The 16,468-nt window shown below is 37.3% G+C and carries 14 protein-coding genes; 12 read left to right on the top strand and 2 right to left on the bottom strand.

Going from position 1 to position 16,468, the window contains the following annotated elements:
- Positions 1-211: 211 nt before the first annotated feature.
- From pgi to ubiA, 3 genes are all read left to right on the top strand, one after another.
- Positions 212-1,858 (top strand): glucose-6-phosphate isomerase, encoded by a 1,647-nt coding sequence (gene pgi / locus PSF31_RS19315; RefSeq protein WP_096865066.1) that lies wholly within the window; start codon positions 212-214, stop codon positions 1,856-1,858.
- A gap of 319 nt (positions 1,859-2,177) precedes the next feature.
- Positions 2,178-2,690, top strand: a complete 513-nt coding sequence (gene ubiC / locus PSF31_RS19310; RefSeq protein ID WP_094962860.1) for a chorismate lyase — start codon at positions 2,178-2,180, stop codon at positions 2,688-2,690.
- Between the two features lie 151 nt (positions 2,691-2,841).
- The gene (gene ubiA / locus PSF31_RS19305; protein ID WP_112307368.1) at positions 2,842-3,696 is read left to right on the top strand and encodes a 4-hydroxybenzoate octaprenyltransferase; all 855 of its coding nucleotides are present in this window, start codon (positions 2,842-2,844) and stop codon (positions 3,694-3,696) included.
- Positions 3,697-3,779: 83 nt separating this feature from the next.
- On the opposite strand, the gene plsB is transcribed toward ubiA, so the two are convergent.
- Complete coding sequence (plsB, locus tag PSF31_RS19300) at positions 3,780-6,269, bottom strand: glycerol-3-phosphate 1-O-acyltransferase PlsB (RefSeq protein WP_096865064.1); 2,490 nt, start codon at positions 6,267-6,269, stop codon at positions 3,780-3,782.
- 126 nt (positions 6,270-6,395) lie between these two features.
- Between plsB and PSF31_RS19295 the strand changes: the two genes are divergently transcribed.
- Positions 6,396-6,770 (top strand): diacylglycerol kinase, encoded by a 375-nt coding sequence (locus PSF31_RS19295; RefSeq protein WP_004261317.1) that lies wholly within the window; start codon positions 6,396-6,398, stop codon positions 6,768-6,770.
- Positions 6,771-6,906: 136 nt separating this feature from the next.
- A complete protein-coding gene (lexA, locus tag PSF31_RS19290) occupies positions 6,907-7,524 on the top strand; it encodes a transcriptional repressor LexA (RefSeq protein ID WP_004261314.1) in 618 nt (205 codons plus the stop codon).
- 166 nt (positions 7,525-7,690) lie between these two features.
- On the opposite strand, the gene zur is transcribed toward lexA, so the two are convergent.
- The gene (gene zur, locus PSF31_RS19285; RefSeq protein WP_096865063.1) at positions 7,691-8,206 is read right to left on the bottom strand and encodes a zinc uptake transcriptional repressor Zur; all 516 of its coding nucleotides are present in this window, start codon (positions 8,204-8,206) and stop codon (positions 7,691-7,693) included.
- A 1,146-nt stretch (positions 8,207-9,352) separates the two neighbouring features.
- On the opposite strand from zur, the gene PSF31_RS19280 reads away from it, so the two are divergent.
- The 7 genes from PSF31_RS19280 (at position 9,353) to PSF31_RS19250 (ending at position 16,443) form a co-directional block, all read left to right on the top strand.
- Positions 9,353-9,853, top strand: coding sequence for a fimbrial protein (locus PSF31_RS19280; protein ID WP_231136088.1), 501 nt, complete (start codon positions 9,353-9,355; stop codon positions 9,851-9,853).
- A gap of 78 nt (positions 9,854-9,931) precedes the next feature.
- Positions 9,932-10,672: a fimbrial biogenesis chaperone gene (locus PSF31_RS19275; RefSeq protein WP_096865062.1), complete on the top strand. Its 741-nt coding sequence runs from the start codon at positions 9,932-9,934 to the stop codon at positions 10,670-10,672.
- Positions 10,656-11,231, top strand: coding sequence for a fimbrial protein (locus tag PSF31_RS19270; protein ID WP_096865061.1), 576 nt, complete (start codon positions 10,656-10,658; stop codon positions 11,229-11,231). The genes PSF31_RS19275 and PSF31_RS19270 overlap by 17 nt, the downstream gene beginning before the upstream one ends.
- A 22-nt stretch (positions 11,232-11,253) precedes the next feature.
- Positions 11,254-11,826 carry a fimbrial protein gene (locus PSF31_RS19265; protein ID WP_232062920.1) on the top strand — a complete coding sequence of 191 codons (573 nt, stop codon included), beginning with the start codon at positions 11,254-11,256 and terminating at the stop codon, positions 11,824-11,826.
- 13 nt (positions 11,827-11,839) lie between these two features.
- Complete coding sequence (locus tag PSF31_RS19260) at positions 11,840-12,517, top strand: fimbrial biogenesis chaperone (RefSeq protein WP_096865059.1); 678 nt, start codon at positions 11,840-11,842, stop codon at positions 12,515-12,517.
- 86 nt (positions 12,518-12,603) lie between these two features.
- Complete coding sequence (locus PSF31_RS19255; protein ID WP_096865058.1) at positions 12,604-15,156, top strand: fimbria/pilus outer membrane usher protein; 2,553 nt, start codon at positions 12,604-12,606, stop codon at positions 15,154-15,156.
- A gap of 45 nt (positions 15,157-15,201) precedes the next feature.
- Entirely contained in the window at positions 15,202-16,443 is a 1,242-nt protein-coding gene (locus PSF31_RS19250; RefSeq protein WP_094962855.1) for a hypothetical protein, read from the top strand.
- The last annotated feature ends 25 nt before the right edge of the window (positions 16,444-16,468 follow it).

Here is a 16,468-nt window from a genome sequence, read left to right as displayed (position 1 = left end):
TTTGGGTGTTGACTGCGCTCAGATAACCGGATCATATACTTTTGTATACGTATCAGTCTAGAAAGTGTGTATTTTAATAAAATGGGTAATTAAGTCTGGAAAAGTGCGGCAGAATTGGGGAATATCAATATAACGCAGAAAACCGATAAGTCTCGTTTTCGTGACGGGGTACAATCTATTTCTAATTAAAATTATTTGGAGAGTGTTATCCATGAGAAGTATTAATCCAAGCCAGACGGCTGCATGGCGGGCGCTAGAGCAACATTTTGCGCAAATGAAAAATGTCCATATGCGCGATTTGTTTGCACAGGATAAAGACCGCTTCACTCATTTTTCGGCAACGTTCGATGGTCAAATCTTAGTGGATTTCTCCAAAAATAGAATTACGCAAGAAACATTGGAACATTTATTGGCCTTAGCAAAAGAAACAGAGCTAGAAAGCGCCATTAACAGTATGTTCCAAGGTGAAAAAATTAACCGTACTGAAGACCGTGCGGTACTACATACTGCTTTGCGTAACCGCGATAACACCCCTATTTATGTTGATGGCAAAGATGTCATGCCAGAAGTGAATGCAGTATTGGAAAAAATGCAGCAATTTAGTCAGCGTATTATCAGCGGTGATTGGAAGGGTTACACCGGTAAAGCGATTACGGATGTGGTGAACATCGGTATTGGTGGTTCAGACCTTGGTCCATTTATGGTGACAGAAGCACTGCGTCCATACAAAAACCACCTAAACATGCATTTTGTATCGAATGTGGATGGTACGCAAATTGCGGAAACACTGAAAAAGCTGAACCCAGAAACAACACTGTTTTTAATTGCGTCCAAAACCTTTACAACGCAAGAAACCATGACGAATGCGCATTCTGCTCGTGATTGGTTCTTGGCTGCGGCAAAAGATGAAAGTCAAGTGGCTAAGCATTTTGTGGCACTTTCAACGAATGGCGAAGAAGTCGCGAAGTTTGGTATTGATACCAACAATATGTTTGAATTTTGGGATTGGGTTGGTGGCCGTTATTCATTATGGTCAGCGATTGGTTTATCCATTATTTTATCGGTCGGCTTTGATAATTTCGTTCAATTATTGAACGGTGCCCATGCGATGGATAAACATTTCACCCAAACTCCGCTAGAAAAGAACATCCCCGTGTTGTTAGGTTTGATTGGTATTTGGTACAACAATTTTTTTGAAGCGGAAACTGAAGCGATTCTGCCATACGACCAATACATGCATCGTTTTGCCGCTTACTTCCAACAAGGTAATATGGAATCGAACGGTAAATATATTGGTCGTGATGGAAAACCTGTTACTTATCAAACAGGCCCGATTATTTGGGGTGAGCCGGGAACCAATGGCCAACATGCGTTTTATCAGTTGATCCACCAAGGAACTAAGATGATCCCATGTGATTTTATCGCACCTGCGGTAACCCATAACCCGTTAGGGGATCATCACGAAAAATTATTATCTAATTTCTTTGCGCAAACCGAAGCACTGGCGTTTGGTAAAACTCGTGAAGTGGTTGATGCCGAGTTTGCTGCGCAAGGTAAAAATGTCGCGGATATGGAATATGTTGCGCCTTATAAGGTGTTTGAAGGCAACCGCCCAACTAACTCTATCTTATTGAAATCAATCACGCCATATTCGTTAGGTGCATTGATTGCGATGTATGAGCACAAAATATTCACTCAAGGGGCGATTTTAAATATCTTTACTTTCGACCAATGGGGCGTGGAGTTAGGTAAACAACTCGCAAGCCGTATCCTGCCTGAATTAGAAAATAATGATACCGTGAGTAGCCATGATAGCTCGACCAACGGTTTGATTAACAGCTACAAAGCTTGGCGATAAATTAATAACGTATTATTTAAATAGTTAAATGTAAGGTAGGAAGTTCCTACCTTACATTGTTTAACTGACATACTGTCCATCAGGCTATTTTTTAATCAAACAAATTCATTTTGTTACGATATTAATGAATTTTATTATTATCGATAACTTGCTAGTAATTAAAAAATTTTTCACTATATTTTTACATTTTGTGTTGAAAATGTGACTTTTTATATAAATTGTTAGCTAACTTTAACCTTGTCGTAAAACAACGTGATATCCTATTGCGTAAGAAATACAGTAAATCATAACCATGTTATTCATGGTGGAATTTTAAGTAATGGATGAAACGCTTTTTACTTCTCAGCCGATTCACTGGCTGGCGGAGAACGATAAAAACGATAAAATAGTGCCTGCCAATATATTAGATTGGCTACTAGAGCTTGGCTCCATGACAAAACGTTTTGAGCAGCATAGCCAGCAAGTTACCGTGATACCTTATTTAGAGCGCTATGTATCGCAAGATAAGCTGAGCGCGGATGAAGTGCAGTCTCTACCTGAAAGCCCACGTTATTGGGTCAGAGAAGTTGTCATGTATGGAGATGGTATCCCTTGGTTACTGGGCCGAACAATAATCCCTGAAGAAACACTGACTGATGATGACCAACAACTGGTGGATATTGGGAGAATGCCATTAGGGCGTTATTTATTTAGCCGCGAGAGTTTAACTCGAGATTATATCCATATTGGTTCTTGCGCAAACCGGTGGGTACGTAGTTCTCGGTTAAGACTATCGAATAAACCGTTGCTGTTAACAGAAATATTTTTACCTGAATCACCTGCATATCGCTAACTATCCTAAGTACTTTGAGTTTTCAGGTCTCTGCAATGACACTATGCCAACAAATATAAATCAGTAAGTTGCCGAGTTTGGTGGTATTAAAATATACCTAATTTGAAGTATGATGGAATTCGAAAAGGAGCACGATAAAGTGGAGGGAAGTATGACGCTAAGTAAATGGCATGCATACAGCCGTTTAATGCGTATTGATAGACCCATTGGCTCATTGTTGCTATTGTGGCCGACGTATTGGGCATTATGGATTGCGGCTCAAGGTACGCCAAGTTTACATCTTTTGATTGTGTTTACTGCTGGCGTATTCTTTATGCGTGCTGCTGGTTGTGTCATTAATGATTTTGCTGACCGCCATTTTGATGGCCACGTAGAGCGGACTAAACACCGCCCACTCCCGAGTGGGGACGTAACAGAAAAAGAAGCAAAAATATTGTTTGCAAGCCTTGTTGGCCTCTCTTTTCTGCTAGTTTTGACACTCAATTCCATGACCATTTGGTTGTCGGTTGCAGGTTTGGCTTTGGCATGGGTTTATCCCTTTGTTAAGAGAGTCAGTAATTTACCCCAAGTGGTATTAGGTGCGGCTTTTGGTTGGTCAATTCCAATGTCTTTCTCTGCTGTTGGTGAAACTTTGCCAGCTGTTTGTTGGTTACTGTTTTTAGTTAATATTATTTGGTCGGTGATCTACGATACTCAGTATGCAATGGTAGACCGCGATGATGATTTAAAAATTGGTGTGAAATCAACCGCTATTCTATTCGGGCAATATGACAAACTGATTATTGGTTTGCTGCAATTACTGATGGTTGGCTTATTATTGGTGATTGGCTCACTGGCGGGTTTAGGAACCCTTTATTATATTTCATTAGTGTTAGTTGCGGGTTTATTTATCTATCAGCAGCAATTGATGGTTAACCGTGAACGTGCGCCTTGCTTTAAAGCTTTTATGAACAATAACTTTGTTGGCTTAATATTGTTTATTGGTATTTTTATCAGTTATTTTTAAATTACAGTTATTGAGCCAAAGTGAAAAAGGTCATGTTATTTCTAACATGACCTTTTTTGTTTTATTGGCTTGAGAAAAGGCGATTAGCTTTTCACTTGTTCCGGAGATTGCGTGCTTTCAGTTGGTTTTTTTTCAGAAAACTCATCATCTTGACTAACACTTTCAATAGTTAAGCGAATCTCAGGTGACATCAATCGAGCCAGAACGGCATACAGTTTTTGCGCATTGGTGACAAAGATATCATTTTCATTATTATCAATGTAGCCTTCTTCTCTTAGGGTATCGACCAATGTGGAGAATACCGCTTTATCAAAGAATTCAGGAGCGTTGATACCATGCAAAACAGAAAGGCGTTGTGCAAGGATACGGCTTTGTTTTTCCAGCGTATTACGGCTGATTTCAGGGCTCGCATTGAGTAATGATAATGTGATTGCATAACGTTGCAGAGTTTCACGTACGCCAGCAGCTAAGAGCTGTAATGGACGAATACGGCGAGGATTTAACACCACCATGTCGTCTTCTTTTAAGCAAATCAGCTTTTGGTTATTTAGCTCATCAATTAGCGTATCTACCGCCTCGTGTAGCTCATCACTGTTATAACGCATAAACAGTTCTGCTTTTAAGAACGGATAAATTTGGCCTACTTGATAGTGAATGTCTTGGCGACTAATGCGTTCATAGTGCAATACAATACTAGCAATTAGTGATGGTAATACCAATAAATGATGGATATTGTTACGGTAATAGGTCATTAAGACGGCATTTTCGCGAGGAAGGATAATAATATCCCCCATGCTGTCTTTTTCGACTTCGAATTTATCCATTTGCAAAGCATGTTCTAACAATTGCTCTGCTGTTTTATTTGGGGTCGTCGCATCTGCGGTGTATGGCACATTGCGCAATAATTGCAGGTAACAGTCGACTTGTTCAATCAGTTGCTCACGAGTGAGTGAGCGTTGACGAGAAGCCAGTAACGCAGTCGCACACAGGTTAATCGCATTGGCTGCGGCTGCATTATTAATATTGACCATAATGTTATCGGCTAACGAACTGACCGTTGGGTTTAGCCACGTTGGTCTTTGTGGTTCGATAGGGTCGATAGAGTCGCGCCAATCAGGCACGCGCTGGTTAAGGTAATGAGGTAATGAAATGGGTTGACCGAAGTTAACATACCCTTGGCCTAGGTTACGCAATTTACGTAAGCCGCGAACCATAGAGAAAAAGCCTTCTTTCTCTTTTTCTGCGCCGCGAAGTTCTTTGGCATAAGTTCCCACTTCCATCACATGCTCATACCCAATGTAGATAGGAACGATGGTGATAGGGCGTGAGTCACCGCGCAACATCGCTTGTAACGTCATTGAGAGGGTACCCGTCTTAGGCTGTAATAAACGACCGGTACGTGAGCGCCCACCTTCCACAAAGTATTCGATGGAGTAACCTCGGGCAAACAACTCACTTAAATATTCGCGGAAAACGGTCGAATATAGCTTATTGCCTTTGAACGTTCGGCGAATAAAAAAGGCCCCTAAACGGCGGAAAATCGGCCCTGCTGGCCAGAAATTGAGGTTGATCCCCGCGGCAATATGAGGAGGAACTAGCCCTTGATGGTATAGCACATATGAGAGCAGTAAGTAGTCCATATGGCTACGGTGAGAGGGGACATAAACGATTTCATGGCCGTCTTGTGCAAGCTGGCGGACCCGTTCAGCGTGCTGAACATTGATGCCTTGATAAAGACGGTTCCAAGTCCAACTAAGAACCCTATCCGTTAAACGTACGGCTTCATAAGAGAAATTGGCTGCAATTTCTTCCATCATCCCAACGGCATTTTGCTGGGCTTTTTTGAGTGGAATTTTTTTACTACGCGCTTCGTCTTCAACGGCTTTTTCAATCGCTTTAGACGTTAATAGCTTATTAAACAGCTCATAACGTGCAGGGAGTTTTGGCCCAACTGCTGCTAGACGTTGGCGCGAATAGTGAATACGCGCGACACGGGCGAGTTTGTTGGCAATAATGGAGTCTGTGCCGTGGTCTTGTGCCATTTTCCCAATTGAGACAATGGGTGATAAACGCACGAAGCTGTCACGCCCTAACCATAAAACTGCAAAGAATTTTTGAATCCCATTTAACAGTTTCAATGGTGGTGCTGGAGTATGGCCTTCACGACCCGGTGAGCGGCCAAACATCACGGATGCAGGTAGCATTTGAATATCTAGATTTGGATTGTTTTTATGCAAATCTAAATAAGCATGGAAAGTTTTTACTGAATCCTTACGTGGATTCGGTGAATAATAGCGAAAAACACGTGGGCCATCATCGATAAAAACGTACGCCGGAAGCTTCGTTCCATTGATATCATTGTCGACCAGAGGGTCTGGCAGACCAATAGCTAAGCATTGATGCCGTAGCGTGAGGAGGTCAGACTTCGAATGATAAGGTAATACGTATAGGGTTGGCCTGTTGACATCAAGCTGCAACTCAGTGACGGGATCCGAAGGAATTAGTTTACTTTTTACCAATAATTTAAGTGGTAAATTCAACGTGTTGTAATATATTTTACGCCATAGTGACATAAATGATTATAGCCTCTTGTTAACAATGCTGCGCAATCATACCAGAAATACATGGTTAGATCTGTTACTGACAATTCACTTTGACCGTAAAAATCGATTATTGTTTGCATTTTTTAAGGAATAAATATGGCGAGTCAAGTTAAGGGGTTCACGCGAGTGATCAAAGCGGCGGGATATTCCCTTAAAGGTTTGAAGGCAGCTTGGGTTAATGAAGCCGCATTTAGGCAGGAATCTGTTGCTGCGATTATCGCAATTTTTATCGCATTTTATTTAGATATCAGCTATATAGATAGAATTTTGTTAGTGAGTTCAGTTGTCCTCGTGGCAATAGTCGAATTATTGAATAGTGCGATAGAAGCCGTAGTTGACCGTATTGGTAGTGAGTATCATGAACTGTCAGGAAGAGCTAAAGATATTGGTTCCGCTGCGGTATTTGTGAGTATCGGCTTAGCGCTATTTATTTGGGCACTGGTATTATGGCAGCGTTATTTCTCTGGCTAAGGCGTTCGGGTGCTTAATAGGGTAAAAAGAAAGTAAATCGATAACAAATGCTTAAATTGAGCGATTTAACTGTTCCAAATCTTCATTTACCTGTATATACTCACAGTTTGACTGTATAAACAAACAGGGGAACGGAATGAAAGCACTGACGGCTCGACAACAGCAGGTTTACGATCTGGTGCGCGATCACATTTCGCAGACGGGTATGCCTCCTACACGTGCTGAGATAGCAGCAAGCCTTGGTTTTCGTTCGCCTAATGCGGCAGAAGAACATTTAAAGGCCTTAGCGCGCAAAGGGGTTATTGAAATCGTTTCAGGCGCATCCCGAGGTATTCGTCTGCTTCTTGAAGAAGAAACAGAAGACCAGGGGTTACCTCTGATTGGACGTGTTGCCGCTGGCGAACCATTATTAGCGCAGGAACATATTGAAAGTCACTATCAAGTTGACCCTGAGCTATTTAAACCACACGCAGATTTTTTGTTGCGTGTGAATGGGATGTCCATGAAAGATATTGGCATTATGGATGGTGATTTATTAGCTGTGCATAAAACGCAGAATGTCCATAACGGGCAAGTGGTTGTTGCTCGTATCGAAGATGAAGTTACTGTTAAACGTTTTAAGCAACAGGGTAACCGTGTTGAATTAATAGCAGAAAACCCAGAATTCGAACCTATTATTGTTGACTTACGTCAGCAAAATTTCACTATTGAAGGTTTGGCTGTTGGGGTTATCCGTAATAGTGATTGGTATTAATTTCTGTTAGTAGCTAGCTGTAATAGCAGGTTATAGTCGGGATGATTATTGCAGGCAGATTTCATGGTGTTATTCTGAGGTCTGCCTGTTTTGTTTCCTTTCTTATATTTTTTCTCTTCTCTATTTTCTCTTTGCATTTCATCAAACTATTTAGCAATACCGTCTTTTATTTTTTCTTCTGGGATATAGGTTCTTCATGGTTATGATGACAATGTTCGTGATCTTGGCAGCTATTCACTTCGTCACAATTTTTACATAAGCCGTGGTTTTCCACCACTGTATGTCTTAAGCGGAATTGGTGTTCATCTGCTAAATTAATGATTGCAGCTTCTATTGTTGTGCAATCACTTTCCGTTACGCTTCCACACTGGTCACAAATTAACATAACAGAGATATGGCTCGGGTTATCAAAATGGTGACAGACGACATAACTGTTCGTTGATTCAATTTTATGGATAAAACCTTGCTCCATTAAAAACTCAAGGCCACGATAAACTGTAGGTGGTTTAGCTTGAGGTTCAATTTCACGTAGCAAGTCAAGTAAATCATAAGCACTGATTGCGCCATGCTGCTGTGCTATCAGGCGTAATACTGTTTCTCTTTGTGGTGTCAACCTGACGCCTCTTGATTGGCAAATATTCTCGGCCATTGCAAGGATTTTTTCTTCATTCATTCTTTTCATCTAATCGGCCTCAATATTCGAAAATGCAAACAATTACTGCTAATAAGCTTATCATATTTTTGAGATCAGGAATGCGCGGGGATACATTGTTTTATATTTATATTCTTTCTATTTAAAGGGAAATATAAGCAAACGATTATCTGGAAAAACAGATAATTAGAATACTCAAAACCAGCCTATCCTCTTTGTTTTTCTTAAACAAAAAACTCGATGTTGTTTAACAAAAAACACACAAAACGTAAGGTTTTAGATTGCCATTTAGTGTAAATTTCAATTAAGACTTATCTTACGCTTATCTGTTGTAATGGTGTAATGAATCGTATACTAAGTTGTTTTTTCATTTCAATATTTTCAATGCATGTATTTATAGTTTTTAATATCACTTTTATTAGATTTTTAGAATTAAATAAAATGTGTGATTTTTACATAACTAAATACTACCTGAAATATTTATAAGTAAGTTGACTTTATAAATATAAATTAATCTAAATGACGATCATTAGTTATAGTATTTCTTCATTTTTTGGTATTTATATCTATTTATATAATTATCTTAGACTAAAAAGCTAAATTTAGGTCTATTTTTGTGTTATTTTGACAATTAATATTGCTGTATTAATATTGGTATCAGAAAGAAACAAGGTATTTAAAAGTTCAGCATAATGTTTTTGTTTGTTTCGTTTTGTTTCAAACGGGAATAGCTAATGTGAATTTGAGATGAATTAAAAGTGTGGAATGCTTTTAAAGACAATTAGGTTTTATTCATACAGAATTCAAGTTGCAATAATAGCTGATTAAACTTTCATATATTTTATTTTTGTCCATTTTACTATTTCTATATTGATGTTGGTCTCTCATTTTCGGCGATACAGAAATAGTCTTTTTTTAAAACCAGTTCAATAATTTGGTTTTAAAAAAGGGTATTGAACGGATTTTAATATCCCCCAATGTTGACTTAATTAAATAGGTTGACAGTTAGTTATCCAGGCTCATGAAAATGGCATAGGTATTTGTAAACAATTATTGTGAACTTGGTTTTTAATAAAAATTGTGTCTTTAACTACTTACATGACGACATAAATACAGAGGTATTTACATATGTTATTCAACAAAAAATTAGCGGTTTTAGCAGTATTAGCAGGTTCTATGGTAGCAGGTTCTGCATTAGCTGCAGATGGTAAGAAAGGTGCGGAAGTAACATTCAAAGCCCAATTACGTGCTCAATCTTGTGATGTGTCTTCAACTACTACAGGTTCTGTTGTTGACTGGGGAACTTTCACTAAAGATGTAACTGATGCTTTAGCACCAAATGCAGTTTTAGGTGATGAAAAATCTTTTGATTTAGTTCTGTCTAACTGTTCTGCTGACGCAGCTGATACTTCAATGAACGTATTCGCTCAAGGTCAAGCAGCAGCTGGTTTCCCAGCACTGTTTGCTAACCAAGAATCTAAAGCTTTAGCAGTTAAATTAGCTTCTGGTGCAGTTAATATTACTCCTAACGCAGATGCAGTAGTGGTTATCGACCCTAAAGTTGCTAAAGATGGTGGTGCTGTCATTCCTATGAAAGCTAATCTGATTCTTACCAAAACTGGTGTACCTACTGATAAATTATCCGTACCAGTAACATTTACTGTATCTTATAACTAATAATATTAGTTAATACGAGTAAAGAGGCTTTTTAATTAAAAAGCCTCTTAATATTGTTTTTAATGATTGGATTAAGTAATGAAAGCAAAAGAATCGTTTTTAAGAAAAAAAGTGGTTAATGATTGTTATAGAGCTTTAATTCTACTGTTTTCATTAATTACTACTACTAACGTTTATGCAGCAGGCGGTGTTGGTTTAAATGCGACCCGAATAATATATGTCCAGGGTGAAAGTAGTGTATCGGTTGGTGCTCGAAATAATACAAATATTAATTATTTAGCAAAATTTTCGGTAAGCATGAATAATGATGGTTCAGCATCAAAAACGCCTTTTTCAGTTACACCTCCATTAATTAAAATCAACTCAGGGGCAACGCAAGATATTAGGATTTTTGCTCAACCGAATTCATTACCAACAGATAGAGAGAGTGTTTTTTATTTCTCTGCTACTATGATACCTGCTACTGATGGTCCTTTAGAAGGATCTGCAATGAATATTGGTTATAATAATATTATTAAGGTTTTTTACCGACCTTCAAAATTATCTATCTCACCATATGACGCATATAAAAACTTAGAGGTAAGCTCTAGTAGTACAGGTATTATTATTAATAATAATTCACCATACTATATTTCTTTAAATAAGCTCAGTGTTAATGGTGTTAAAATTGATTTAAATATGAAAAAGCGTAATACAATGATTTCTCCTTTTGACTCTTTCAGTTATATAACTCCGGCAAATGGCCGTAATGGTATAGTTAAATGGACAGTTATTAATGACTTAGGTGGCGAGGAGTCTTTTAGTGGAAAAATCAATTAGTAACAAAATAAAGGCATCTATTTTAAGTGCTATTTATATTGTAATAGGCATGTGTTTCTTTATTGGAAGAGCTTCAGCTTTAGATATTGAAGTTATCGGCAATGTATCTAAAGGAACGTGTGAAGTATCATATGAATCGATGACGGTTAAATTTGATAAACCATTATTAACACCTCAAATTAAACCGAATGTTGACGATGAAACCTATGTGAAACCCTTTTCTTTAAAATATAGTTGCACTGATTTTAATCTATCTGATGGTCCAGCACCATTTAAAATAAAAATAACGCCTGGGATAGGAACTTTAGTTGATAATAGTAATAAAATATATCCAACTAATAATATTACTGGAGCTGCGTTTGTTTTAAAAAACTGTGATGAGAATAAGCTCAATTGTAAAGTCGTAAACCTCAATGCTGGCGGTGAAATTAGTTTTGATGTTACAGCTAATAGCCAATTAGAGAATCATTTTGAAGTAAATGTTGTCCAGCTTGGAACTACTCAGCCAATACCTGGAGAACTAGTTGCCTCTGTTGATATAGTATTACTTCAACCATAAGAATTAATAGGTGGTATTAACTGTGAAGCCTCTAAATAAAATATGTTGTAGAGTTACATTGGCCTTTTACGTGATGTTTTTTTCTTATTCTTCAACAGCTTTAGTACCAGGTACACACGATTTTACGTTTGATTTAACTGTGCCTAAAAATACCTGTGATATTGCTGTCACTAGTGATAGTGGTAAAAAGAATATTGTTGATTTTGGAAATGTGCCTTTATCTAAGTTTGGGGTGGATGCATCTAGTGGAAAGATTAAGAAAGCTTTTGATGTTGTAATCAGTAACTGTAAAACTAATAGCTTTGATAATAATTATATTAAATTAACTGGCAACTACACAATAAATGATGGTTTTTTAGATAATCCAGGAAAAACGTTTGCTGTAAGAATCTCTGCAAATGATAATGCAAATCAATCATCTGCAGATTTTATTACAGAAACTAATAATGTTTTATGGTCGAATATTAAAACTCAAAATGTAACTAAAACATTTTATGCTTATGTCATGTGTAAGAACCAAGTTGCTGATTGCTCGATAGATCAAAATATTGGGGCATTTAAAGCAACACTAACATTGTCATATTATGCAGATTAAATAGGTAAATGTGATGATACGGTTGATATTAACAATAATACTAGCTTGGCACTTTACCCTTCATGCTGGAGGATTATCTTTAGGCCAAAGTAGAGTTATTTTCACAGATTCAGATAAGAATAAGGTTGTTAGTATCCGTAATGAGGGTGAAAGCCCTTTATTAATTCAAATGTTATTATTAGATATAAAGGATGAGAAGAATGCTGATAGTTTTATAATTAGCCCTCCTTTATTCAAAATTAAAAGTAAAACAGAACATGCGGTTAGGATATATCCTGATAATGTTTCTAAGCTACCTAAAGATAGAGAGTCAGGATTCTATTTGAAAGCAAGGGGTATTCCACCGACTAGCAAAAACTTAGAGAAAGGGGATACGCCTGAAATGGTTTTTGTAACAGCTATAATTATTAAATTATATTATCGGCCTAATGGTATACCTGAGCCAAATAAGAATAATTTTGAACAGGTAAAGTTAAAAAATAAGGATGGAAGGTGGCAATTTCATAATCCAACCCCTTATTATATGACAATTGTTGATTTTAATATGAATGGTAAGAACTATAATGATTCCATTTTAGTTTCACCATTTAGTTATTATAAATTAGAAAATACTAATGAAAGTATAAATGTAGCAAGTTGGCGTTTTCTTGATGATAATGGTGCTGGAACTGAAGTGTTTAGAATTAATTGAAATTTCTTTTATATTTATTAAATAACATATAATGATTTTTCAGCGCTTGCATATTTTGAATGTAAAGATAATATAAGGCTAGAGGAATGGAAAACAAAATATTAAAACTTGGTTTGCTATCTTCATTGATAAGCTTATCTCTGTATTCATATGGTGACGATTATTTTGATCCGAGCATGCTTGAAAGTCAGCTAGGAATTGATGCTAGCCAGTTAGATTTATCTCAATTTAATTCATCCAATACTATTCCGGCAGGTGTTTATCGCTTACAGATCGAAATAAATAGAAACATACTATCCGAACAAGATGTTAATTTTGTTGCAAACTCAAAAGGTCTTGTTGTACCTGAATTTGATAAGACAACCTTGGAAAATTGGGGGGTTAATGTAAAAGCACTGCCTGGGCTTAATAATTTATCTCCTGATGTTAAAATATTATCACTTAATGACTACATTAAAGACGCAACAGTAAGAGTTGATGTTAGTAAGTTAAAATTAATAGTCACTGTCCCTCAAATATACATGGACAATAAAGTTCAAGGATATATTGATCCATCAATGTTAGATACTGGTGTTTCTGCATTATTTTTGAATTACTTCATTAGTGGTAATAAAAATAAAACAGATTCATCGTCTGGAACAAATAAAAGTGATAGTTTATTTGGAACATTGAATAGTGGCTTAAATTTAGGTCCTTGGAGACTGAGATCCAATATGAGTTACTCTTATTCTAAGAGTAATGGCGATACTGAATCATCTACTGACTTTACTAATACATATATAATGAGAGCCCTTCACTCCATTAAATCTACAATGATGGTTGGTGAAATATCTACAGGTAGTGATGTTTTTGATTCTATTCCATTCAAAGGAATTAAAATATCAAGTGATGAGGCAATGCTTCCTAATAGCCAACGAGGCTTTGCTCCTGAAGTTGCAGGTATTGCTCAGTCTAATGCGCAGGTTACTATTAGACAAAATGGCTATGTTGTTTATCAAACATATGTGTCACCTGGAGCCTTTAGAATTAAAGATATATATTCTTCAGGTAACGCGGGTAACTTAGATGTTACGGTCAAGGAAGAAGATGGAACTGAGAAAACCTTCACAGTTGCGTATTCCTCATTACCTGTGATGCTTAGACCTGGTGGCTATAAGTATGAGACCAGTGTTGGTCGCTATGATGGTGGGTATACCGTTGATTCTAAACGATCTGATTTCTTTTTAGGATCTTTAATTTATGGCCTGCCTACAAATAGTACATTATATGGTGGCCTATTATTTGCGGATAATTATTTTTCAGCAGTAGCTGGCTTAGGTGTATCACTAGGCACTTTTGGTGCTTTATCTATGGATATTACCCATGCTACGGCTAATATGGATGGCGATTTAGGAGACCGCGCTGGACAATCATACCGTGTTCGTTATTCGAAAAGTATGATGTCGACAGGGACTTCTATCGATTTAACAGCTTTACGCTATTCTACTCGATCTTATTTTAGTTTTGCTGATTTCAATAACTATGACTATAAGTTGAAGGATGGGGTTGCGCCTTGGATTAACCAACGTCAGAGAGCGAGTTTTACCACTTCTATAACGCAAAGATTGGGAGAATATGGTAGTGTTTTCTTATCAGGAAGCATCTCTGATTACTGGGAAATCAACCGTGAAGTTCGTCAGATGGTGATGGGATATAACGGAACTTATAACAAAATAAACTATGGTATTACATACAGCATAGATAGGATAAAAGATAATACATCTTGGCCTGAAAATAGAATGGTATCAGTAAATGTCAGCATACCGTTCAGCATATTTACTAACAATGTGTTAGCGAAGGATATATATAGTACTTATTCATTTAGCCAGAATAATGACGGCTATATTGATCAGCAAGCAGGAATTTCAGGTAACTTGTTAGATAATAAAATTTATTATGGTATTACGCAAGGGTATGGGAATAAAGGCGTCGGGAATAGTGGTTCTTTAAGTGCTGGTTATTCAGGTTCCTCGGGTAATATTTCCTCTGCATATAGCTATTCTAAGAATAGTCAATCAATGAACGCAAGTGTCAATGGCGGCCTATTATTACATTCGGGTGGTGTTCTATTCGGGCGTACTATGGGGGATAGTATGGCGATCATTGAAGCTGAAGGTGCAGCTGGTACTAAGGTAAGTAACCAAGATGTAGAGGTTAATAATCGAGGTTATGCATTGTATCCTTATATATCTCCTTATAACGCAAATGTTATAAATATGGATGTCAACACACTACCTAATGATGTTCTTCTTAGAGAAACCAGTAAAACGGTTTATCCCGCAGCAGGGGCAATTGTTAAAGTTAAATTTGATACTAAAGTTGGATATCAAGCTGTTATCAACTTAAAAATGTCGAATGGTACTGTGCTGCCGTTTGGGGCTGTAGCATCGTTAATTGAAGAAAATGCAACCGAAGAAAATACAGGTATTGTTGGCGATAATAATCAGTTATTTATGAGTGGGTTACCTGATTCTGGTAAATTGCAAATTCGTTGGGGTGCAAATAGCAACCAACAATGTTTAGCGTCATTCTCTAACTTAGGCAGCATTAATATAAGTAAAGGACAGGCAATCCGTACTATCTCTATTAATTGCCAATAATTTGTTATACCGGACTCTTACCTTATTAAAATTTTAAGAGGGGCTATGAAATTTTTTATTAAAAATAAGTCAATTAATTCACCGTTAATATTGTTGATATCACTGATTTCATTCTTTCCAATGAAATCGATGATAGCAGCTCAGAACGGCGGTACAATGACATTAACATTAGAAGGTATTATTGACTTAGAGCACCCGAAGGCAGCAACGGATCCCTACTTAGTCGAAGGTAGGCTGTCTGGTCGAACTTCTACAACCTATAACTATATTTATGGGTCCAAAACTCAAGCGTGGACATCACCGGATTTTGCGATTTTTTCTATTTCACCTCGCAGTACATCTTGTGTTGATGAGCCTATTGTGGAAGGGGGGCCGAATGCAACTGCAGCCCTGCAGAAAGTTCCTGGAGTCAATAAAGTTGGAATAAAACTTACTCATGCTAGCGGCGCTTATGCCTATATTGTTCCTAGTTTAGGTTTTTCTGTAAAACTTTCAGGAAATAACAATATAGGTTCATCAGGATTCGTTAAAGAAAGCTATAGTGGTGTAGTATTCGAAGATGTACCTAATTTGGTGGATAGAAGTACTAAAGGCAACCGTCAGTGGAAGCTTTGTTACACACCACCGGATGGGACAAGAGCTCCTGGTGGTTATAATTCAAAAAGGAATGTTAGTGTATATATAGCAGGTCCAATGCAAATGTATGCACCTGTGCCTATACAACCTGGCCGTTACTCATATAGTGGAATTCCATTATATGTTGGCTCTTATGGTCAAGATAATGATCAAGATGGTGTTAGTACATTACAAATTTCAACTAGCTTGAACGTTGTAAGGGTTTGTAGTATTTCTGATGTTAGCCAAGACAATTTTACTATTATTGCTGGTAGAGAAACTGAGTTTTTCAGACAATCCAGTTTTAAATATAAATGTACAGCAGATAATAAACCAATTTACATTTCTGCGATCGCTCGTGAAGGAACTGTGGATTCAGCTAACCAACATAAGTTATGGTTCGACCGAACTGGTGGAAACATAACCTCTAATACGCCATATCTGTTAGCATTACCATATGCAGCTGGTAGTAGCGGAAGCTTAACTTGTAAGGACGAAGGAAAAGCGGGCTTATTGAATTTTGCTAACCAAGAAGAAACCTTATTAGGGTTAAACTCTGTTTCTAATGTAGTTCAAGATCTAAATATTAAGTGGGCTATTTGCTTAAATCCGAATACAGAGATAGGAAAGTATAGAGCACGTGTTGAAGTATCTATATATACTAAAGTTTAGCAATATCAGTGGAATTATTTTATTA

Source organism: Providencia sp. PROV156 (genome assembly GCF_028480905.1).
Taxonomy (GTDB): domain Bacteria; phylum Pseudomonadota; class Gammaproteobacteria; order Enterobacterales; family Enterobacteriaceae; genus Providencia; species Providencia hangzhouensis.
This window is presented reverse-complemented; position numbering and strand designations above follow the sequence as displayed.

Coding starts and splice junctions, on each gene's coding strand:
- pgi (WP_096865066.1), top strand. CDS start 212: ATGAGAAGTATTAATCCAAGCCAGACGGCTGCATGGCGGGCGCTAGAG.
- ubiC (WP_094962860.1), top strand. CDS start 2,178: ATGGATGAAACGCTTTTTACTTCTCAGCCGATTCACTGGCTGGCGGAG.
- ubiA (WP_112307368.1), top strand. CDS start 2,842: ATGACGCTAAGTAAATGGCATGCATACAGCCGTTTAATGCGTATTGAT.
- plsB (WP_096865064.1), bottom strand. CDS start 6,269: ATGTCACTATGGCGTAAAATATATTACAACACGTTGAATTTACCACTT.
- PSF31_RS19295 (WP_004261317.1), top strand. CDS start 6,396: ATGGCGAGTCAAGTTAAGGGGTTCACGCGAGTGATCAAAGCGGCGGGA.
- lexA (WP_004261314.1), top strand. CDS start 6,907: ATGAAAGCACTGACGGCTCGACAACAGCAGGTTTACGATCTGGTGCGC.
- zur (WP_096865063.1), bottom strand. CDS start 8,206: ATGAAAAGAATGAATGAAGAAAAAATCCTTGCAATGGCCGAGAATATT.
- PSF31_RS19280 (WP_231136088.1), top strand. CDS start 9,353: ATGGTAGCAGGTTCTGCATTAGCTGCAGATGGTAAGAAAGGTGCGGAA.
- PSF31_RS19275 (WP_096865062.1), top strand. CDS start 9,932: ATGAAAGCAAAAGAATCGTTTTTAAGAAAAAAAGTGGTTAATGATTGT.
- PSF31_RS19260 (WP_096865059.1), top strand. CDS start 11,840: ATGATACGGTTGATATTAACAATAATACTAGCTTGGCACTTTACCCTT.
- PSF31_RS19255 (WP_096865058.1), top strand. CDS start 12,604: ATGGAAAACAAAATATTAAAACTTGGTTTGCTATCTTCATTGATAAGC.
- PSF31_RS19250 (WP_094962855.1), top strand. CDS start 15,202: ATGAAATTTTTTATTAAAAATAAGTCAATTAATTCACCGTTAATATTG.